18 protein-coding genes are annotated in these 20,593 nt (G+C 71.4%); 8 read left to right on the top strand and 10 right to left on the bottom strand.

Going from position 1 to position 20,593, the window contains the following annotated elements; genetic code table 11:
* Nucleotides 1-15 precede the first annotated feature (15 nt).
* Nucleotides 16-207 carry a DUF397 domain-containing protein gene (locus ABT001_RS14515; RefSeq protein WP_351276608.1) on the bottom strand — a complete coding sequence of 64 codons (192 nt, stop codon included), beginning with the start codon at nucleotides 205-207 and terminating at the stop codon, nucleotides 16-18.
* Nucleotides 204-1,067, bottom strand: a complete 864-nt coding sequence (locus tag ABT001_RS14510; RefSeq protein ID WP_351276606.1) for a helix-turn-helix domain-containing protein — start codon at nucleotides 1,065-1,067, stop codon at nucleotides 204-206. The genes ABT001_RS14515 and ABT001_RS14510 overlap by 4 nt, the downstream gene beginning before the upstream one ends.
* Nucleotides 1,068-1,270: 203 nt before the next feature.
* On the opposite strand from ABT001_RS14510, the gene ABT001_RS14505 reads away from it, so the two are divergent.
* The gene (locus ABT001_RS14505) at nucleotides 1,271-1,753 is read left to right on the top strand and encodes an ATP-binding protein (protein WP_351276604.1); all 483 of its coding nucleotides are present in this window, start codon (nucleotides 1,271-1,273) and stop codon (nucleotides 1,751-1,753) included.
* A 1,065-nt stretch (nucleotides 1,754-2,818) separates the two neighbouring features.
* On the opposite strand, the gene ABT001_RS14500 is transcribed toward ABT001_RS14505, so the two are convergent.
* Together ABT001_RS14500 and ABT001_RS14495 are read right to left on the bottom strand one after the other, a co-directional pair.
* Nucleotides 2,819-4,189, bottom strand: coding sequence for a hypothetical protein (locus ABT001_RS14500; protein WP_351276602.1), 1,371 nt, complete (start codon nucleotides 4,187-4,189; stop codon nucleotides 2,819-2,821).
* Nucleotides 4,190-4,219: 30 nt separating this feature from the next.
* Nucleotides 4,220-4,852 carry an eCIS core domain-containing protein gene (locus ABT001_RS14495; RefSeq protein ID WP_351276600.1) on the bottom strand — a complete coding sequence of 211 codons (633 nt, stop codon included), beginning with the start codon at nucleotides 4,850-4,852 and terminating at the stop codon, nucleotides 4,220-4,222.
* 327 nt (nucleotides 4,853-5,179) lie between these two features.
* Between ABT001_RS14495 and ABT001_RS14490 the strand changes: the two genes are divergently transcribed.
* From ABT001_RS14490 to ABT001_RS14480, 3 genes are all read left to right on the top strand, one after another.
* Nucleotides 5,180-6,931, top strand: a complete 1,752-nt coding sequence (locus tag ABT001_RS14490) for an AbeC-like domain-containing protein (RefSeq protein ID WP_351276598.1) — start codon at nucleotides 5,180-5,182, stop codon at nucleotides 6,929-6,931.
* A gap of 72 nt (nucleotides 6,932-7,003) precedes the next feature.
* Complete coding sequence (locus tag ABT001_RS14485) at nucleotides 7,004-7,558, top strand: hypothetical protein (RefSeq protein ID WP_351276596.1); 555 nt, start codon at nucleotides 7,004-7,006, stop codon at nucleotides 7,556-7,558.
* Nucleotides 7,555-8,322, top strand: a complete 768-nt coding sequence (locus tag ABT001_RS14480; RefSeq protein ID WP_351276594.1) for a serine/threonine kinase C-terminal domain-containing protein — start codon at nucleotides 7,555-7,557, stop codon at nucleotides 8,320-8,322. Before ABT001_RS14485 ends, ABT001_RS14480 begins: the two co-directional genes overlap by 4 nt.
* Nucleotides 8,323-8,399: 77 nt before the next feature.
* Here the strand turns inward: ABT001_RS14480 and ABT001_RS14475 are convergent, their stop codons facing one another.
* Genes ABT001_RS14475 through ABT001_RS14460 form a run of 4 tightly spaced genes read right to left on the bottom strand, consistent with a single transcriptional unit; the run spans nucleotide 8,400 to nucleotide 12,012 of the window.
* A complete protein-coding gene (locus ABT001_RS14475; RefSeq protein ID WP_351276592.1) occupies nucleotides 8,400-9,005 on the bottom strand; it encodes a response regulator transcription factor in 606 nt (201 codons plus the stop codon).
* Complete coding sequence (locus ABT001_RS14470) at nucleotides 9,002-10,225, bottom strand: sensor histidine kinase (protein WP_351276590.1); 1,224 nt, start codon at nucleotides 10,223-10,225, stop codon at nucleotides 9,002-9,004. Before ABT001_RS14470 ends, ABT001_RS14475 begins: the two co-directional genes overlap by 4 nt.
* Nucleotides 10,226-10,276: 51 nt before the next feature.
* Nucleotides 10,277-11,089, bottom strand: coding sequence for an ABC transporter permease (locus ABT001_RS14465; RefSeq protein ID WP_351276588.1), 813 nt, complete (start codon nucleotides 11,087-11,089; stop codon nucleotides 10,277-10,279).
* On the bottom strand, nucleotides 11,086-12,012 hold the full coding sequence (locus ABT001_RS14460) for an ABC transporter ATP-binding protein (RefSeq protein WP_351276586.1): 927 nt from the start codon (nucleotides 12,010-12,012) through the stop codon (nucleotides 11,086-11,088). The genes ABT001_RS14465 and ABT001_RS14460 overlap by 4 nt, the downstream gene beginning before the upstream one ends.
* A gap of 236 nt (nucleotides 12,013-12,248) precedes the next feature.
* Between ABT001_RS14460 and ABT001_RS14455 the strand changes: the two genes are divergently transcribed.
* From ABT001_RS14455 to ABT001_RS14445, 3 genes are all read left to right on the top strand, one after another.
* Entirely contained in the window at nucleotides 12,249-14,234 is a 1,986-nt protein-coding gene (locus ABT001_RS14455; RefSeq protein WP_351276584.1) for a CocE/NonD family hydrolase, read from the top strand.
* 200 nt (nucleotides 14,235-14,434) lie between these two features.
* On the top strand, nucleotides 14,435-16,645 hold the full coding sequence (locus ABT001_RS14450) for a HelD family protein (RefSeq protein ID WP_351276582.1): 2,211 nt from the start codon (nucleotides 14,435-14,437) through the stop codon (nucleotides 16,643-16,645).
* 432 nt (nucleotides 16,646-17,077) lie between these two features.
* A complete protein-coding gene (locus ABT001_RS14445) occupies nucleotides 17,078-18,118 on the top strand; it encodes a MarR family transcriptional regulator (RefSeq protein ID WP_351276580.1) in 1,041 nt (346 codons plus the stop codon).
* A gap of 124 nt (nucleotides 18,119-18,242) precedes the next feature.
* Here ABT001_RS14445 and ABT001_RS14440 read toward each other — a convergent pair whose 3' ends face one another.
* Nucleotides 18,243-18,797 (bottom strand): M23 family metallopeptidase, encoded by a 555-nt coding sequence (locus ABT001_RS14440; protein ID WP_351276578.1) that lies wholly within the window; start codon nucleotides 18,795-18,797, stop codon nucleotides 18,243-18,245.
* Between the two features lie 229 nt (nucleotides 18,798-19,026).
* Here ABT001_RS14440 and ABT001_RS14435 point away from each other — a divergent pair, with 229 nt between their 5' ends.
* Complete coding sequence (locus tag ABT001_RS14435; RefSeq protein WP_351276576.1) at nucleotides 19,027-19,692, top strand: DUF5701 family protein; 666 nt, start codon at nucleotides 19,027-19,029, stop codon at nucleotides 19,690-19,692.
* Here ABT001_RS14435 and ABT001_RS14430 read toward each other — a convergent pair whose 3' ends face one another.
* A complete protein-coding gene (locus tag ABT001_RS14430; RefSeq protein WP_351276574.1) occupies nucleotides 19,693-20,511 on the bottom strand; it encodes an APH(3'') family aminoglycoside O-phosphotransferase in 819 nt (272 codons plus the stop codon).
* Nucleotides 20,512-20,593 lie beyond the last annotated feature (82 nt).

Genomic DNA, 20,593 nt, shown 5'->3' with positions numbered 1-20,593 from the left:
CCTCCGCCGATGACGTCAGACGTGGGAAGCCGCAGTCAGCAGCGTGAACGCGGACCATGCGTGAAACGAGACAGTCAGTGCATGCCCCTGCGTGTCCTTGGAGTCCCGGACCAGTACGGCCTCTGGGCTGATGGCGACCTCGACGCAGTTGTCCCCTCCGCCTCCGCTGTAGGTGCTCTTGAACCAGACCGGTTCCGCGGTGCTCATTGCCCTCCTCGCATCTGTTCCAGCAGGCTCGTCGTGTCCTGATGACTCAGGGCCTGCGAGCGCATCTTGCCATAGCGCTGGAGCATGTGACTTGCAGCTTTCGGATCGTTGATGAGGATGCTGGTGCCGTGCCCCTCGACGTATCCGGCCCACCGGTGGTCGGCAGTTTCGGCCAGGTACATTTCGCCTTCGAAGCCGGCGTGGTCCTCCTGGACCAAGGGCATCACCTGGAGTTCCACGTTGCGGTAGCACCCGACGAGAAGCAAGTGGTCGAGGAGTGCCTTCGTCACCCGCTCACCACCCAGACGCCGCTCCAACAGGGCTTGTTCGATGACGAAACTGAAGGTGGTGTTGGGGCGGTCGATGAGGAGTTGCTGGCGGGCCAATCGATCCGCCACCTGGCGTTCTGACTGCTCCCGGGTAAGCGGGGGCAGATGGCGGTCGAAGACCGCCTGAATGTACGGCTCGGGCTGCAGCAGGCCGGGGATGACCCTGCACTCGTAGGTGTAGAGCGACGTCGTCTCCTCCTCGACTGCCGCCCACTGCAGGAACCACGAAGCCAGGCCCGTCTTCCGTGTCAGGCCTCTTGCCGCCGCCGCCAGTACCCGGGCCGCCGCAGCCCCCAGTACCGCTTCCGAGCGCTCCAGCAGGTCCCTCGGCGGGAACCGCTTGCCCTGCTCGATCTTCGCGATGTACGCCGCCGAGTACTGCACCAGGGGTGCGAACTGCTCCTGTGTAAGGCGGGCTTCGTCCCGCAGTGCCTTGAGTACCGCCCCGAAGGTCCTCAGGGCGTCGGACACCTCCGGCTCACCACAGTTTCCGTTGCCCCCGCCCCTGCCACCGTCGTTGTCCGTAGCCATCCCGTGGCCGCCTTTCCCTGTGCTTGACCCGTCCGCAGGGCCCACTCGTGCCGTACCGTGCGTCGTCCGTGCTGCGCCACCGCTCGGCCGCACCCATGGTTACGTAACGTGACCCACCCGGTCCAGCGCGTGAGCCGGTACAGGTCGGTCTGTATCGGCGCCGTGCCTGTCACAGGCCCTTTCTCCACTCCAGGCTGAACCCCATGCCCACCTTTCACCCCGAATCCCCAGCCCCCGCACGGGTGTTTGCCCAGCGCTTCTCCGCCACCCGGCGTGGAGCACGCCTCGCCCGCCTGCTCGCCGATTTTCAGCTGGCCGAGTGGGGACACCCTCGCGGTACGGGCGACCACGACGCCGTCACGCTCGTCGTGGCCGAACTGGCCGCGAACGCCGCGCTGCACGGCCGCGTAGCAGGTCGGGACTTCGCACTGGTCCTCACGCACGACGCCTACCGGGGGGTCATCCGCATCGAGGTGTCCGACACCCACCCCGCTCAGCCGACCCACGCCGTGCCCGCCCTCGACGAGGACCACGGACGTGGCCTGGTGCTCGTCGACGCCCTCACCACCCGCTGGGGCGTACGCGACCGCGTCGGCCCGGGCAAGACGGTCTGGGCGGAGTACGCACTGCTCGCCGGGCACCCTTCTCCGCACGCACATGCCCCCGTACGCAAGGGGACTCGCTGACCGCCCGGCTGCGTACAAGAACGTCTCTTACGCGCCCGTCTTCTGCCCACCGGACATCCGGCGCGCCCCCCTCCGGTCCCTCGACGCCTTCGATCTGGCCCGAGGGCTGCGGACAGGTGCCGTTCATGCTCGGCCGCCCTCACCAGGCTCCTCGCTGGGGCTGTTCCCCGGGCTGGGTGACACCGAGCCGGAGCCGACGGACGTCAGAAGGGAAGCACTGGACGCGTAAACGCCCGGTCCGTCGCCCAGTTCGCGGCGCCGCGCGCCCAGCGGTTCCGGCTCGCGCAACGAGCGAACCGAGCAGGTGGTCGTGGACACGGAATCGGGCGCCTGGGCAGCGGTGTACGAGGTGCGCGGCCGGTGGCCGGCCCGCCAGGCACCCACCGGCCGAACGGATGCGTCTTCACGTCGGGCCGCAGGGCCAACGCCTGGTGTGCGCAGGTAGTCGCAGGCGCGCTCACCCACCGACGAACTCGCGCCCTGCGGCGGCTGAGGACGCAGGCCGGCCCGGGGCTTCCTGTCCGTCGCCGGAGTGCGAGCGCCTGCGTCACCGCAGCGGCGCTGTCACTCACAGCGCCAGCCCGGCAAAGACCAACGCCCTCCGACGACGGACAGCCACATTCGCGGCGAGGGCAGCCCCCACGACGCCGTCCCGAACCGCCCGGTCGTGGCGTCATAGGGAAAGAGCGGACAACAACTAGCTCGATATGGGGCGGTTTGACTGTCTGCGATTTCCCATCGAGTCCACAGTCCTGAGCCGACGCGGGGGGCCACCCACGGCCCCGCCTGACCCCGCCGGGCCCGCCTGGCCCGCCAGTCGGCCGAGGGCTCCTCGCGTCCGCCGCCGACCACCTCCGTCACGAGGCGGAGCTGACCCACCGCCTCCTCGCGCGGTCCCCTTGGCGGGTTCTGGCCGAGGACGCCGGCACGCTCGGCGCCACGGGGGCAGCGGACCGCGCCCGGCGCCTGCTGGCGAACATACTGGGGCTTCCAGCGGTCACAGGCGCCGAGCAGCAGCCCACCACAGCGTGCCGGGCCCGTCGGCGAGGGGACGCGGCGTGCGTGTCAGGAGGCATCGACGGTGCTGAACCTGGCCTTGGACACATCCACCGAGTTGGGGATCATCGCCTGCGGCCTCAACAGGTCGCGCAGCAGGAAGTCCAGCAACTCGGCACCGCTCATCCCCTTCAGCCTCTGCGCCATCGGGGGATTGACCTGATCGAGTCGCAGGATCTCGACCACGGCCCGGTCGACCAGTCCGGGGATGATGTCGGAACCCGCGAGGATGTTGTTGTGGAGGAGTTCGGGGCGCACCAGCTTGCCCTTCGACCCCGCGTAGGACATCTGGTTACCCCGGTCCATGTGGGCCATTTGGCGCGCCAGTCGATGTGCCTGCCGCTCCTCCACGTTGTTGATGTGCTCGAAGGCGGCAAAGGAGTCCTGCATCTCCTCCTCGCTCAGCTCGCCCCGCGTGAACCGCCGCGTCGCTTCGGAGGGGCTGCCCTTGGACGCCTCGCTCACCAACTGGTCCGGCTTGTCGGGCGCGGTGTGCATTGTGGGGTAATCGCGCTGGACGAAGTCGCTCAGCATGAGCCAGCCCTGGCTCAGCAGTCCGGACTCCTCCAGTCCGAGTTCGATACGGGAACTCGGGCCCTCGCCCTCCTTGCCCACACCGAAGCGTGACTTGCGGCCCTGCATGCCCGCGGGCTCGATGTAGAAGAAGACGAAGCCGTCGTTGGCGAGCATGAACTGGTCGACGTTCATGGTGTTGTGACTGTCGCCGATGCTCCCCTGGTCGAGCTTCGTCTTCGACTTCAGGCTCTTGTCGGCGGACTCCTCGATCCCCTTACTGCGAGCCAGCGGGGTGTAGTGAGCGACCACACTCTGCTGCAGCGCGCTCGTCAACTTCGTCCTGACATCCTGAATCCAGGGGGCCTCGCTCGGGCCGATCTCCCCGCGCTGGTCCGCTCGGTTCATCTCCGACATCTCACGCACGTAACTGGCGCCCTCCATGCCCAGTCTGCCGGTTCCGTACAGGGAAGCCTCGTCCTTCCAGAGGGCCCCCCGGTCGGTCATGTCCTTGTAGGGGACCGCTGCTTCGGCAGGCATCCGACTGTCGCGGTCGACCTGGCCACCGAGGAGTTCCACCTCGTTCCTGATGACATCCAGCGCTTCCTCCAGGTACTTCCGATCCGCCTTGCCCGCCCTTTCCACGACTCCGATGGCCTGGCTCTGGATCTCCCCCAGCAACTCCAGACAGCGCATCGGGTCGCGTTCGGTGGCGCTGTCGTAGGCATCGATCGCGGTGCGCACCGGTTCCGTCAGCGCGCTCATGGGGGCGGGCCTCCCGATGAAGGACTTCCACGTGGCGCTTGTGGAGGGCGGGCTCTTGATCTGCTTCTTCAACTCCTCGTGCCCCTTGCGCTGCACCGCCACCGCGGCTCCCCCGGCTGCGTCAGGTGCACGCTAGACGGAAGCGGAGTGCCCGGACGCCCCGGGTGGTGTGAGGTCAGGGGCCATGCCCTGGGCGAGTCGGCGGCCGTTGGCGGCAGACCGTCGCTCGAAGGCGTCGTTCTCGTCGGAGACCTTCGCGCCCCCGCCGTGGTCGGTTCCCGCTACCGGTCCCATGGCCTGCTGGTGGACGTGGTCGACCTCGTGGAACATCGTCTCGTCGTCCAGGCGGGGCTTCTGACTGAAGATGTCCGAACCGGTGGTGTACGCGATGGCGCCGAACTGCACCGCCGACCGCTGCGCGACCGGGCCGGTGTGCACCCGGACGTGGTCGAAGCTCATCCCGTACGCCTGTTCCGCCCGGCTCCGGATGCGCGGCTCCAGCGGGCTGCCCGGTGACGCGAGAGCCTCGCCCACCGACACCCGGCGCTGGACGGCGGGGCCCTCGTCGGCCTGCCCAGGTTCCGGGTGGCCACAGCCGGATCCGTGCGTGTGGCGTTCCTCCTCGACCGCGCGCGAGACAGCCGCGTTCCCCGCCAGTCGCTGGAGGTGCAGCAGGCGGTCGGCCGCGCTGTTCCGCGCGTTCGCGGAGGAGCGCCCGACCGGGCGGTCGGCCCGTGTGACGGCCTGTGTCTCATGTGCGCGCACGGCGCTCCTTTCGGCGTGGGACGGCTCACCGGCAACCCTTACCCGTTCCGTGTGCTTGCCGACAGGGCCGACGGGGCAGTATCGCGGGCACCGCCTCCGTGCCGTCGGGGCTGAGCCTTCGGAAGCGTCCGCGCTCGACGCGTGTACTGCCGTGCCGCTGTGCCGGACCGTTCGGAGGGACCTCACGAGTGCCGTACCCATGCTCACTCATCAAGTGCGCACTGTGACATTTGTGTGGCGCACTGTGAAGCGGTTGCTCTAGAGTCTGGCGCCTCGTAGCAATCGTCTCGCCGTAATCCGCGGCTATGAAGAGGAATTGGGGCCACCTTGACGGTTCCTGCTCAGCCGAACGGCCCGGGGCCATCCCACAGCCGGTACTCCCATACCGGGACCACCCGCCTGCTCTGCGCGGGTCCGTATCTCCAGGCGCGTTTCCGGCGCCGTGTCGTGGAGGAACTGGTCGAACACGACGGAAGGGCTGTGGCGCCGTCGGTCGGGGTCGACGTGGTCCCCGTGCTGGCGCACGCGTTGCGGGCCCGCAGGCTCGAACTGCAGGCCGGGGGCCTCGTCGCGCTGCTGTGGACCGTCTTCTGGCTGACCGACCTGTACGGGGACGGCTTCGGTTGGATGACCTCCTGGAGCCTGGCCGACGGGTACGGCCAGAGCTACACGGAACGCCAGTTCTTCCTCCCCACCGACCTGTTCCAGGAGGGCGGTTACGTCCAGCGCTATCCGGGCTCCGGCGTCTGGGCGCTCAACTACGCGATCATCAGCGGACTGCTGTGGCTGGTCCGGAACGTGTCGGGGCGCGGCACCAGTGTGTACTCCCTGGACGGCCTGCTGCCCGCGCGCACCGGCTGGGTCGGCCTCCTGCCCTACCTGCCCCGGCTCCTGCTGGCCCTCTACTGGGCGGCGGCGCTCGCCGCCGTGTGGAACAGCTCCGGGAACTGGATGGCCGTGGTCTTCCCGCTGCTGCTGGTGATCCCCGTGTGGCGGCACCGCAACGCGGTCGAGACGGTGATGTACGACCGTCTCCGCATCGAGGCGTTCGAGCAACGGCCCCGGGAGGAACCGACCGGTTCCGAGTGGCTGCGGGAGATCGGCCTGGCCATCGACAGGGAGCAGAACTCCGGAGTCGTCCTGTACGAACCGAACCGGCCCTTCGTCGGGTCCGGGCGGGCGTTGGAGCCCTGGTCCCTCGTGATGGACCTGCGTCGCCGGCCGGAAGCCGACTCGGAGCCGCTCACCGCGGCCGGGGTGCTGAACTGCGTACGGGAGAGGCTGGCCGATCTCGGCCGGCTCCCGGTGCCGTCGTCCGGTCTGGACCGTCTCAGGGATGTCGAGATCGACGAGCTGGTCTATCTGCCGTCCGGGCCCCCGCGACACGAGGTCGATCACGGGGAGGCCGCGACGACGATGCACCGGCTCGCCTCCATCGGTGAGGGCGGGGAGGCCCGTCGGCACTTCCTCCGGGTCCGGGTCAGCGCCTGGGAGCACCAGATGGTGATCTCCGTACTGATCCGGGTGCACACCCAGGGCGAGCTGCTGGTGCTGGAGGTCGTACCGCACGTACTGGACCCGCTCAAGCCGGAGTTCGCTCTCGTGGACGCCATCATCGAGCGGGGACGCGCGTATCCGGCGATCTCGGCGGCCCGGGCCCTGGTGGCCGCACCGTCCGCCGGGGTGGCGGCGGCGTTCTCCGCCGCGCGCTCGCTGGACAGCACGTTCCGCTGGGCTTCGCGCCGCTCCGGGCAGGGGGGCGTGCCGGGAGCCGCTGCCGAAGGAGCCGCGGCGTCCGTACGTGAACTGGCGTCCGTGCGCAACGAGTCACCGCTCCAGCGGATGGACGTCAGCCGCTATCTGAGGACGATCCAGGAGCGCATCGGTACGGGGGCGCTCCAGGCGCTGAGCGAGAAGGGTCATGACACCGGGCAGCTGGAGCAGCAGATCGTCCAGGTGAGCAACGGCGGCGTCTTCATCGGGACGATGAGCGGGGGCGCGGTGGCGACCGGCCAAGGGGCCAGGGCTCGGGCCGATGGTGCGCTGCGGCAGGCGCGCGACCGGCGGAACGGCCGGTGACGGGTCGGCGGGAACGACGGGTCGCGGTGTGCACCGTGGGTACGGCGAACGAGAGAACAGGGGAGCGGCGACATGGGTGGAAGTGACGAGACGGAGCGTGCCGGCCGGGGGCCGGACACCGGCGAGGAGCCGTCGGGTGCGGAGCCGTCGGGTGGTGACCCTTCGGGTGCGGAGCCTTCGGGTGGTATCGCCATCGGCGAGTTCGACGGAGGCGCGGTCGCGGCCGGGTCGCGGGCGGAGGCCGAGGACGCCGGCAGGCGGATCGGCCGGCCGCGCGGCGCGGACGGGCCGCCGCCCGTGATGGCCCCGGTCCCGGGCGGCATCTCCATCGGCCGGATGACCGGCGGCGCGGCGGCGTCGGGCCAGGGCGCGCGGGCCACCGACCGGTCGGAGCGGTTCATCGAAGCGACACCTCAACTCGTGGACGCATTGAGGCTGTTGCGCGGCGAGTCGGGTGAGCTGCAGACGGAGGCCGCCGAGGCCGAGCGGGAGATCCAGGCCACCGGCGGGGTGGAACCCGGCCGGCTGCGGCGGCTGGCTGCGCTGGCCGGACGGGCGGCCGGATCCGTGGCCGGTCAGACGGCGGCCGGGGTGGCCACCGGAGTGATCACGGGGATGCTTCCGTGAGGGGGTGGGACGCCACGAGGCAACGGTGGGAGCCGTCCCCGGCTACGGACGACAGCCAATCGCGCGCGCTGGAGCGGGCTCTGCGGGTCGTGGCCGTCGCGGTGGCGGTGGCGGTCCTGGGCACGGTCGCCTTCGGAGGAGGACGGCTGCTGTTCCGGGACGACGAGGCGCACGGGGCCCAGGCGTCCGAAGGGGCCTCCCCGGGAAGTACGGAGACCACGGGAACAGCCCCTGGTGCCGACGGGACCGAGGAGGGCGACGCCGGGAGCGCGCCCCCCACCGCCGAGGAGCCGCCGCCCGGCTTCGTGGCGGAGGAGGACGTCGAGGGCTTCGGCGTACAGGTCAGGGAGGACTGGCAGCGACGGGAGGAACCGCGCACGGAGGGCACCGTCGTCTTCTACGAGGCGGACGGCGGTGAGGGCTTCCTGCAGATCTACCGGATCTCCGAGACTGGCTACACGCCGTACGACGCCCTGGAGGAGACGGACCGGCTGGTGGGCAGGACCGACGGTTACGAGCGTCTGCGGCTGGAGGAGCCCGACACCGCCGACGCGTCGCAGGCCGCCGAGCTGGAGTACCTCGTGCCGCGCGACGACGGGTCGGTCCGGCGGTCGTTGCTGAGGGCGTTCGTCGCCGAGGACGGGGTGCCGTGGGTGGTCCTCGTCGCCGGTCCCGAGGACGAGTGGGACGCCACGTACGCGGAGTCGGCCTCGGTGGCGGCCTCCTCGTTCTGCCCGCAGGGCTACTGCCCGGCCACGCCCTGATCCGGTGCGGCACCGGCCGGGGCGTGGTGCCGGGCAGGGCGCGGTGCGGCTGCGGGCCTGCCCCGGGGCCCCGCCCGTCACAGCCAGCCGTGGTCCCGGGCTATGCGGGCCGCGACATGGCGGTTCTCCGCACCCAGCTTCATCGCCGCCGCCGAGAGGTAGTTGCGCACCGTCCCGCTGGACAGCGAGGCGCGGGCGGCGATGTCCGCGACCGGGGCGCCGTTCTCGGCGTACGACAGGAGTTCCGCCTCGCGAGGGGTGAGGGGTGACTCGCCTGCCGCGATCGCGTCGGCCGCGAGCTCCTGGTCGACGTAGCGGCCGCCGGTGTGGACGGTACGGATGATCTGCGCCAGGTCGTGCGCCGACACCGTCTTCGGTACGAAGCCGCGTACGCCGACGCTCAGCGCGCGCTTCAGCGCGCCCGCCCTGGCATGGCTGGTCACGATCATCGTGGCGCACCCGGGCACGGAGGTCCGGAGCCGCTCGGCGACCGCCACGCCGTCGAGGCCGGGCATCTGGAGGTCGAGTACGGCGACGTCGGGGCGGTGCGCGGTGGCCATCGCCACGGCCTCGTCGCCGGTCGCGGCCTGGGCGACGACGCTGATGTCGTCCTCCAGGCCGAGGAGGGAGGCGAGGGCACCCCGGATGAGGTGTTCGTCGTCCGCCAGCAGGACCGTGATCATTCGGCTTCCTCCCAGGGAACGCGTGCGGTGAGGCGGAAGGATCCGCCGGGGTTCTGCTCCGTGACCAGTGTGCCGTTCAGCTCGGCCAGGCGTTCCTTCAGCCCGGCCAGGCCTGTGCCGGCGCCTTGTTCCGCGTCGGACACGCCGTCATTCTCCATCACCAGCAGGGCCTCGGTCGGACCCGCGGTGCGCAGGGACAGGGTGCAGCGGGACGCGCCCTGCGCGTGGCGGAGCACGTTCGTCGTACCTTCGCGCACCACCCAGCCGAAGGCCGACTGGACGTCGGAGGGCAGCCGCGACGCCGGGCCGTACTCGATGCGGCAGTCGATGCCCGCGGCTTCCAGGACCGAGCGTGCTCCGGCGAGCTCGGTGTGCAGGTCGGCGGTGCGATAGCCGCGGACCACCGACCTGATCTCACGCTGCGACTCCTGTGCGATGCGCTGCACCTCCACCATGTGCTCGACCGCCTCCGGCCTGCCACGGCGCGCGAGTTGGGCCGCGAGTTCACTCGTGAGCGCCACGACCGCGAGGTTGCGGCCCAGCACGTCGTGCAGGTCACGGCCGAAGCGCAGCCGCTCCTCGGCGACCGCCAGGCGGGCCTGCGTCTCGCGTGCGGCGGCCAGTTGCTCGATCAGCAGGACGCTCCAGCCGGATGCCCGGGACGCGACGGCCATGAACGGCGCCATGAGGCCGCTGGCACTGATGACGAGGACCAGGGCTGTTCCCCTGAGTCCCGCCACGAACGCCCCGGCCAGGCAGGCGACCGTGACGGCCGCCACGAGCGCGGATCCCGGGCGGCGTGGCAGCGCCAGCGCGGGCGGCCCGACGAAGAACATCACCAGCCACACCGTGAAGGTCGTCATGTCACCGTCGTCGATGTGGCCGGACGACCGGAGCACGCATGCCAGGGCCGCCATGGCCAGGGTCACCGCCGTGTACGCCACCGTGAACCACACGGGCCGTGGGCCGACGGCGAGGTAGTGGCGCAACGCGACACGCCAGAGCAGGAACTGGAGGGTGGCGTGTACGGCGCCCAGCGCGGCCACGAGTACCAGGAAGGCCGCCTCCGCGCTCGACTGTGCCACCCAGGCGGCCCACAGGCCCACCTCGGTGACGGCGAGGAAGCCGACGCTGCCCAGAGCGTAGCGGCGGTAGCGTTCGGGGCCGTCCTGGCCGCCGAGCCGCTCCACCCAGTCCTCCACGCTCGTGTTCAAGCTCATGGTCCTCAACTTCCCCAACTCCCCCGGTCCCCCGCTCGTCGGCGGTCGTAGTCAGCTGCGCGGGCTCCAACGGAACCACTGGCGCACACCCAGTGCTGCCACTCCTGTCCAGGCGAGGGCAGTGACCACCAGGCGGAGCTGGTCCATGCCGCCGAGGTCGCCCGTCCATCCTCCCCGTACGAGGTCCATCACCGGGGAGAACGGCAGCCAGGCGCTGATGTCGGCGGCCACGCCGGGCAGCACCTCGCGCGGCATGAAGACGCCGGATCCCGCCATGGTCACCAGCATGAAGGGGAGGAACGTCAGCTGCGAACTCTCCGCCGTCCGGGTGAAGGCGGCCGTCAGTGCGGCGCCGACCACCAGAAGCAGTACGCCGACGAGCATGCCCAGGACCACGAGGTGCGGGGCCGCCGGTGCGTTCGCGTCGAGGACCTGCGTCAGCCCGATGGACAGCAGCACGCTCTGCACCAGCACCAGGACCACGGCGGGCAGCGCGCCACCGGCGAGGATCTCCCAGTCGCGCACCTCCCCTGCGCGCAGCCGCTTGAGCACCAGGCTCTCGCGGCGGGTGACGTACACGCCGACGAGGTTCGTGTAGACGGAGAAGAACAGGGCCATGGCCAGGGTTCCCGGCAGCAGGACCGTCGCGATCGACAGGCCGGTGCCGGCCAGGTCGAGGCTCTTGACCAGGCCGCGCATGGAGAAGGCCATGACGGCCGGCAGGACGAGCGCGGTGAACAGGGCGGCCCGGCTGCGCAGCAGCAGGGTCATCTCCGCGCGGCCGAGGGCGGCCATGCGGGAGGCGGGGCCACGCCGGGAGGGCGGGGTGGTGGTCAGTGGCCGGGCGGTGGTGGTCGTCGTCATCGGGTCTCCTCGGTCTCAAGGTCCTTGGCGATCTCCATGAAGGCCTCTTCCAGTGATGCGGAACGGGCGTCGAGGGCGTGCAGCGCGACGCCGCTGTGCCGGGCCCAGGTGAGCAGTTCGGTGGTCGTGTGCTGCAGGTCCCGGGTCTCCAGGCGGACGGTCCCACCTTCGTTCGAGTGACGGGTCACGCCCATCGGTGCGAGCGGGGGGAGGTCGCCGAGGAAGCGGTCCTGGGGCAGGGTGAAGCTGATCCGGGAGGGGCGTTCGGCCACCACGTCGGCCACCCGCCCGGTGGTGGCTATCAGCCCCTTGTGCATGATCGCCAGCCGGTCGGCGAGCTGTTCGGCCTCTTCCAGGTAGTGCGTGGTGAGCAGCACCGTCGTGCCCTGGGCCTTGAGTTCGCGGATCAGCTCCCAGGTGTCCCGGCGGGACTGGGCGTCCAGGCCGGTCGTCGGCTCGTCGAGGAACAGCACCTCCGGCCGCCCGAGCAGGGCCAGCGCGAGGTCGAGGCGTCGGCGTTCACCGCCGGAGAGCTGCTTGACCCTCACGGTGCGCCGGTCGGACAGGTTGGTCAGTGCGAGGGCTTCGTCGGCGGGGCGGGCGCCGCTGGTGCAGCCCGCCCACATCTGTACGGTCTCCATGACCGTCAGTTCGGGCGGGAAGCCGCCCTCCTGGAGCATCACCCCGATGCGGTGGCGTACTTCCCCCCGGTCGCGGAACGGGTCATGGCCGAGCACCCGGACGCTGCCGCCGGTGGGGACGGCCTGGCCTTCCAGGAGTTCGAGCGTGGAGGTCTTGCCGGCGCCGTTGGTGCCCAGCAGGGCGAAGAGCTCCCCTTGGGCGACCGTGAAGTCGATGCCGCGTACGGCGTCGAACCCCTTGTAGCTGCGTTTCAGTCCCACCGTTTCGATGACTGTGTTCATGCACTCCACACTTCCGGCGATTCGGAGCCGGGGGCAGTGCGGTGTGTCATCGGCTTCGTATGACGGCTGTCATGCGGACCGGTGACATACCGCACTGCCGTCGGGGCCCGCCGCTGAGGGAGCGTGAAGGGCATGCACCACATCAGCGTCGTGCCGGAGAGGTACGGCCGGTGGGCGAGGCCGCACACCCACTTACGGCCGGCCCGCGTCCCCCCACACCGAACCCGGAGTGACATGTGAACAACTCCCGCGCGGCCGGTTCGGCCGCCGCCGCACTCGCCACCGCCCTCGTCCTGACCGCTACGCTCACCGGCCCCGCGACAGCGGCGGAGCCGGGACTCGCCACGACCACCGCCATCTCGACCACCGGCACCACGCCCGCCGCCACCGGCACCACGCCCGCCGCCGCCGTCGCCACGCCCGCCACGCCCGCGACCGACGGCATCACGCACGCGGAGAACGACCGCGTCCCCGAGGGCGCCGTCTGGACCGAGCACTACTTCCCGTCCGCCGACGGCTCCGACACCGAGCTGCACGCCGACGTCCTGCTTCCGGAGAAGCTGCCCGAGGGCGAGGAGGTGCCGGTCATCCTGTCGGCGGGCGCCTACTTCGGGCACTCGGGGGAGCTCTTCTACGAGGGCCTGGAGCACACCGGCCCCTCCGACCGCTTCCAGGACTTCATCGAGGGCACCGACCTGTTCGACCAGGGGTACGCCTTCGTCATGGTGGACCTGCGCGGCTTCGGCGGCTCCACCGGCTGCCTCGACTTCGGCGGACCCGGTGACCAGGGCGACGTCGAGGCCGCGATCGACTGGAGCGCGGCTCAGCCGTGGTCCACGGGCGCGGTCGGGATGTACGGGAAGTCGTTCGACGCGCTCACCGGCCTCATAGGCAACAACCTGGACCAGGACGCTCTGAAGGCCGTCGTCGCCCAGGAGCCCGTGTGGGACGCGTACCGGCTCATCCACTCCAACGGTGTGCCCCGTCCGAACGTCGTCGCCACCGCCCAGTCCTACGGCGCCATCGCCGCACAGCCCCAGATGCCGGACGACGAGGCGCGATACCTGGAGAACTCCCTCTACGAGCAGAAGCACCCGGAGTGCCTCACGGACAACGCGGCCGGATATCGCATAGCCGACCCGGACGACGCCTACTGGACCTCCCGTGACGCCTCGGAGAAGGCCAAGGGCTCCGACACCCCGCTGTTCTTCACCCAGGGCTTCATCGAGTCCAACACCAAGCCCGAGGGCATGGAGGACTTCCTCGCCCACCACCAGGGACCGCAGCGCGGCTGGGTCGGGCAGTGGGACCACGTGCGCGGCAACGACCGGGCCGAGGACGGGCGTCTGGAGATGGGGCGCGAGGGCTGGTTCGCGGAGACCCTGTCCTTCTACGACCAGTACCTCAAGGGTGTCGAGCCGAAGGTCGAATACCCCGCCTACGCCGTCGAGGACAGCACCGGCGCCTGGCGCGCCCAGGAGAGGTGGCCGGTCGCGGAGAGGACCACCACGCTCCGGCTGGGCGGCGGCTCGTACGTCGACGACGGCGGCGGCTCCGCGGCACAGGGGGCCCGGGAACCGTCCGGCACCGCGACCGCGCACGGGACCGCGCCCCGGATCGGGACCGGCACGGCGACCGCGCCCGGGACCGGGAAGCCGACCGATGTGCAGCGCGTCGAGAACGGCACCCGGAGCACCCTCAAGGCCCTGGAGAAGCAGGCCGAGGCCCCGGAGGAGCGGCAGGAGGCCGGCGGGGCCGGCTCCAGCTACGTCGTCCGGTCCGAGCCCGTCGAGCGGTCCACCCGCGTCACCGGAACCCCCCGGATCTCCATGGCCGCCGAGGGAGAGGGCAACGTCATGGTCAAGCTGTACGACATCGCCGAGGACGGCACGGCCGTCATGTTCGACGAGCAGGTCTCCCGGCTGGACTCCGACCGGCCGGCCTTCGACCTCAAGTCGACCGACTGGACTCTCCCGGCCGGGCACAGCCTGGCCGTGGAGATCGGCTCCGTCCGGACCGGCGACTGGCTCGACACCCCGTCCCTGCGGAAGATCGAGGTCAAGGACGCGCGGCTCACGCTCGCCCTGGACGACCCGGCCGACGACGTCGCCACCGGTGGCGCCCGCTCGCCGTACCTCGACACCTACCTCGACCGGCACACGGTGCGGCTGCCCGCCGGGCCAGCGGCCTTCACGGTGCCCTCGGCGCGCGGCGACCGCTGACGCAGGCGCACCCTGCTGTCACCGGCGCACGCCGCTGACCCCGAGCGCAGGAAATCCCCGGTCCGAAATTGCGGACCGGGGATTTCCTCGCGTATATTCAATGGTTCTGTGTGCCCACAGAAAAAGGCCCCTCACCGGGGGCCACTAAGAAACACCATATCCGGCAGGGAGCGATTTTGTCAACTCGCGGGAACGTCGAATTGCAGAAGGAGCAGGAATTCGTCGACCGGCTCTACGACCGCGTCGACGAGCTGCGCGGGGTCACCGCACAGCACGTCGAGGACGCGCTGACTCCGGTCGGTAACGGTCTGCAGGCCCGCCACGAGCGGGATGTGCTCGTCGCCGAGCGGTCCGGCCTGCTGGCGGCCCTGAATGCGGTCGACGGCTCGCTCTGTTTCGGCCGTATCGATCTTCGCGACGGCGCCGCGCACCATATCGGCCGTATCGGAATTCGCGAGGACGACAAGGAACACACGCCCCTTCTGATCGACTGGCGCGCCCCGGTGGCCCGGCCCTTCTATCTCGCCACCGGGCATACGCCCATGGGGCTGCGCCGGCGCAGACACCTCACCACCGAGGGCCGCACGGTGACCGAGCTGCACGACGAGATCCTCGACCTGGGGGACGACGAGCGCAGCGGCTTCGAGGACCCGAGCGGTGACGCCGTGCTGCTCGCCGCGCTGAGCTCCGCCCGCACCGGCCGCATGGGTGACATCGTGCGGACCATCCAGGCCGAGCAGGACCGCATCATCCGCGCCCCGCACCGCGGCGTCCTCGTCGTCGAGGGTGGCCCCGGCACCGGGAAGACGGCGGTCGCGCTCCACCGGGCCGCCTTCCTGCTGTACGAGCACCGTGAGCTCCTGGCCAAGCGCGCGGTCCTGGTCGTGGGCCCCAACCCCGCCTTCCTGCGCTACATCGGCGAGGTGCTGCCCGCCCTCGGTGAGACCGGCGTCATGCTCGCCACGCAGGCCGAGCTCTTCCCCGGGGTCCATGCCCGGGGCACCGACACCCCACGCGCGGCGGCCGTCAAGGGCGGCGTGGGGATGGCCGAGGCGCTCGCCCTCGCCGTACGCGACCGGCAGGCACTGCCCGAACCCGGCGCACCCGTGATCGTCCCGCACGACGACGGTGACCTCGTCCTGGACTGGGAGATCGCCTACGAGGCCCGGCAGGCGGCCCGCGAGACAGGGCTGCCGCACAACCTGGCCCGGCCGTACTTCTCGTTCCACGTCATCGACGCCCTCACCCGGCAGCTCACCGAGCGCATCGGCGCGGACCCGTACGGAGGCCCCAACTTCCTGGGCCCTGACGACGTCGCCCAGCTCGGCAAGGCCGTCGCCGCGAGCGAGGAGGTGCACGCCGCCGTCGGCGGGCTGTGGCCGCTGCTCACCCCGGAGGACTTCCTCGCCGACTACCTCGCCGAACCGGTGTACGTATCCGAGGAGGACGCGGACGCCCTGCGGCGCGCGCCCGGCGCCGGGGAGTGGACGCCCGCCGATGTGCCCCTCCTCGACGAGGCGGCCGAGCTGCTCGGGTCCGACGACAGCGCCGAGCGGGCCGCTGCCGAGGCGGAGCGGCAGGAGCGGGTGGCTTACGCGCAGGGCGTCCTGGAGCTGTCCCGGGGCTCGGAGTCGTACGAATTCGAGGACGAGGAGTCCGAGTTCCTGGCCGCCCACGACATCATCGACGCCGAGCGGATGGCGGAGCGGCAGGAGGAGGCCGACCACCGCAGTGCGGCCGAGCGCGCCGCCGCCGACCGGACGTGGGCGTTCGGGCACATCATCGTCGACGAGGCGCAGGAGCTGTCGCCGATGGCCTGGCGTCTCCTGATGCGCCGTTCGCCGACCCGCTCGCTGACGCTGGTCGGCGACCCGGCGCAGACCTCGGAGGAGGCGGGCATCGGCTCGTGGGACCGGATCCTGGAGCCGTACGTCGGCGACCGCTTCGAGCATGTCCGGCTGGGCGTCAACTACCGTACGCCCGCGGAGATCATGGAGCTGGCGGCCAAGGTCCTACGGGCTCAGGACCCGTCGTTCGAGCCGCCCGGGTCGGTGCGGTCCACCGGAGAGACGCCGTGGACGCGGGACGCCGGCGCGGATCTGGCGGGTGCGGTGGCGCGGGCCGTCGTGGAGCTGACGCCCGAGGAGGGCCGCCTCGCGGTGATCGCGCCCCGTGAGCTGCACGAGGAGATCGCGGCGCCGCTCGACGGGGTCACGCCGGGCGCCGAACCCGACCTCACCCGTGCCGTGGTGCTGCTGGGCCCGCGTGAGGCGAAGGGGCTGGAGTTCGACCACGTGCTGGTCGTGGAGCCGGGGCGGTTCGGGACGAGCGACCTGTATGTGGCACTGACCCGGGCGACCCAACGCCTGGGCATCGTGCACCGGGAGGAGCTGCCCGAGTCGCTGCGCTGAGCGGCCGGGGCGGCGCGTCCGTCCCGCGCGGGCAGGGCGCGGGACGGACGCGGTCGGCGGGGCAGGCGCAGAGACCCGGGCGTCGAGACCCGAGCGTCGAGACCCGAGCGTCGGACCCGGTCTGTTCACTCTTCCGGGGCCCGGAAGCGGAGCGTCCGTCCGACGCTTGAGCTTCGGGATCCGGGGGCCGGGATGCGGGGTCCGGGATGCGGGGTCCGGGATTCGAGCGATGCCTTCAACCGGTAGGGAAAGAAGGGGTTCAGGGAAAACCTCCCCGACCTCCCTGACCCGTCACGGCCAGCAAGTATGACTAATCGTGAGCGACTTGCGGCGCACCGTGACGACTGCTTACGGTGCGAGAACCGAACGACCCCGACACGGTGTTAGAGCACCAGGCCGGGGTCTCACCGCAAGATCGAAGAAAGCGATCCCGTGGCTACCCGGCACATTAACTCCGCCCTGCGCGCCCCCGCATCCTCGCGCCCGTACCCGATGGCCAACCCCGGCTACGGCAAGCGCTCCATGCCCGGCCAACTCCCGCGCAGCGCCGATGATTTCTCTCTGTTGCCCGCCCGTGAGCGGTACATCGCGGGATTCATCGACCAACTCCCCGACGGCGCCTCGATGGACGTCAAGAGCCTCGCCAGGCAACTCCCGCTGTACGGCCAGCAGGCCGTCGGCTCGGCCCTCAAGGCACTGGCAACCGCCGGATACCTCTGCCGCGTTCGATGCCTCCTCGGCGAGCAGGGCCAGGTCCGCTGGGTCTCGCGCACGTTCTGGTCGCGCACGGCCCGCGACAACGAGTGGTGGGCAGCCACCGAAGTCGCCCCGGCCACCCCGACCGCGCGGCCCAGCGCCCCCGTCACACAGCCCAGCCCCATCGAAACCCCCGCTCCCCCGGAGCCCACCTCCGCCGAAGCCTCCGCTTCCCCCGAGCGCACCCCTACGGAAGCCCCCGCGCCCCCAGCAGCCCCCGCGCCCGCCGTGCCCCCGCAGCGCGCCCCGGTCACCGCCGAGCCCTCCCCCGCCTACCTCGCGCTGGCGCGGCTCGGCCGCAGCGACTCCCGTCTGACACTGTCGGCCGCCGACTGCGGGGTCCTGGAGGCCCTGGCCGCCGAGTGGTTCGCGCGCGGCGTGGACGCCGACCACCTCACGCAGGCCCTCACGGCGGGGCTCCCCTCGCGGGTCGACTCCCCGGTCGCCTTCGTGCGCCACCGCCTCACCGACAAGCTCCCGCCGCACGTACCCGCCGCCCCGGCGCCGCCCGCACCGGGCACGCCCGTACACCGCGTGATGCTGGAGTGCACCAAGTGCGGCACCCCGGGCCGCCCCGAAGCCCTCCCCGACGGCCTCTGCCGCCCCTGCCGCCTGCCCGCCGGGGACGTGGCGCCCGAGGTGCCCGTGGGGCGGCCGAGCGAGGAGGAGGTCCGCGCGTTCACCGCCGGGCTGCGGAACCTGCTCAAGTCGCCCTGACGACCCGCACACACGTCCTGGCCGTTGCGGCGTGGCCCGCCTCGCCGGAGGAGACGCGGGCGGGCCAGATCAACTCCCCGATCCCGGCGGCGTCCTGAGCAGGCAACAGCCGCCGCCGGCCGGATCAGGCGTACGCGTTCACGCTGACCGGGCGTGTCCCTGTGTACGGCGTCCAGCCCTGGAGGGTGGCGGGCAGGCCCACGCGGCTGTTGCAGTCGATCACCTGGAAGTGCAGATGCGGTCCCGTGGAGGCTCCGGTGTTGCCCGACCAGCCGACGACCCGCCCCTGGGGGACCCAGTCGCCGGTGTTGTATATCGCCTTGTTCAGGTGCGCGTAGTGGGTGCACTGCCCGTTCGAGTGCCGGATGATCACCTCGATGCCGTTCTGCCAGTACGGAGACCAGTCCGAGACGACGATGGTGCCCGCCTGCGCCGCGGACACCTCGTAGTCGGCGGGCAGGCCGAAGTCCCAGGCGTACTCGTTGTAGGGCCCGGTGTGCGAGTACGTCCCTTCCGGCCCCTGGGTGACCGTGTACGCCTCACCCGCCGGGTACGGCAACTCGTAGTAGTAGTCGACGGCAGCGGCCGGGGACGCCCCCGTCAGCGTGAAGCCCACCGCCGTCAGCAGGGCACTCGCCCCGATCGCCACGCGGCGCAGAACTCTCTTCTTCCCACTCATACGCATCTCCGCTGGTGTGTCACGAGCACCGGACTCCGCACCCGTCGGGGCGAAGGAGTGCAAGCATCCGGCCCCTCCACTCCCTCCGGCAAGGGTGCCTGTCCGATCCCGGGGCAGAACCACGACCGGACTCCCGAACCGGTCCATGGAGCCGGGAACACCCCGGTGAGCCGCCTCGTTGACCCCACGCGCACTGCTCCGAACCGTGAACCGAGGGAGTCCGAGTACCTTGCCCGATGCCTCGTCCACCGTCCCCGTGCCCCCGCTCCCGCCGCTCGCAGCCCAGGCGGAGCGCCTGATCGAGCTCGGGGTGCACGAGCTCGCGCGGCTCTCCGCCGACGACCTGCGCGCCTTCGCCGAGAGCGCCGGCCGGGGAACGGACGACGCCCTCCTGGCGGTCCACCCGGACCGCGTCCCCGCCTCCGCCCTCGCACCGCTGCTCCGCCGCGACGGCAAGCCCGGCTTCGTCGTCGTCGACATGCCCGACGTCGACCGCTTCGCACCCTCGGCCGTCGAACCGCCCGACGCCCCGCTCTACCTCGTCACCGGCGTCGACCGGGGCGACCGCATGGCCAACTGGAGCCCTGAGGAGGCACTGCCGGCCCTCACCGAGGAGGACCGCACCCCGCTCCTGCTCACCGAAGGCATCCACTGGGTGCTCCAGCAGCCGGCCGTCCTCGAACGCAACCGCTGCTTCATGACCATCGGGTCCCGGCTGCGCAAGGCGAACGGCACCCTGGACGCCCGTACGCCCGCGATCTGGATCAGCAACGGCACGGGGAGGGACGGCCGCGAGCGCCGCGACGCCCCGAAGGTCGGCTGGTGCTGGTGGGGCAACCGCCACACCTGGCTGGGCTTCGCCTCCGCGACGGGCCGCACGAGCCAGGTGTCCTGATCAGCCCCAGGTGAGCGGGTCGAGATGCAGGTAGAACCGCAGCCGGCCGTCGTCCAGGGCAATGCCGTACCGCTCCGCGAACGTCACCTCCGCGGCCCGTGCCTGCTCCTCGTCCGCCCATGTCTCGCGCGCCTGGGCGAAGAGGAGTGCCAGATCGGTGTGGCGGTCGGCCCGCCCGAGGCGGCCCAGGTCGATGAAGCCCGACACGTCCAGGGTCCGCGGATCGACGATGATGTTGGGCAGGCACAGGTCACCGTGGCAGACGACCGTGTCGGCGACCTCCTGATCCCGGCGTCGGGGGATCTGCCGGACGAGGCGGGCCAGCAACTCCTCAGGGGGCGTGTGCTGCTGCTCCACGGGGAGGAACTCCGGGTTCACGGCGTCGCGGGCCACCACGTCGCGGGCCTCGGCCACCATGGCGTCCAGACCCCGGCGGAACGGGCACTCCGCCACGGGCAGCTCGTGCAGCAGGCGGACCGCGTCCGCGATGCGACCCCAGGAAGCCCGCAGGTCCTCGGCGGACAACTGGTCAGCGGGTGTGCCGGAGACGGCGCCGGTCACCAGGCAGGCGCCCGTGCCACCCGAGGACCAGTCGAGCACCCGGGGGCCCGGAACGCCCTGCCCGCTCAGCCACGCGGCCCGGTCACGCTCGGCCCGCAGACCGGCCGCGTCCGCAGGGGCTACGCACTTGGCGTACCGCGTCGCGTCCGCGCTGCGGAAGACGGAGGCGCCCGACTCCCCCGAGGTGACCGGCAGCCACGCGCCGGCCTCCGTGCCGAGCAGCGCCGCCGGTGCGGTCGGCCCGGGGTGATCGCTCATGGCGGGAAGTCTAGGGCGGGCGGGGCGTCGCGACATCGCCCGCTGCGGCACCGGACGGCCCGGCATGCCCGCCCACCCCACC

Source organism: Streptomyces sp. NPDC002793 (assembly GCF_040295485.1).
Classification (GTDB): Bacteria; Actinomycetota; Actinomycetes; order Streptomycetales; family Streptomycetaceae; genus Streptomyces.
Note: the sequence above shows the minus strand (reverse complement) of the source record. Positions and strands in the feature narration are given on the sequence as shown.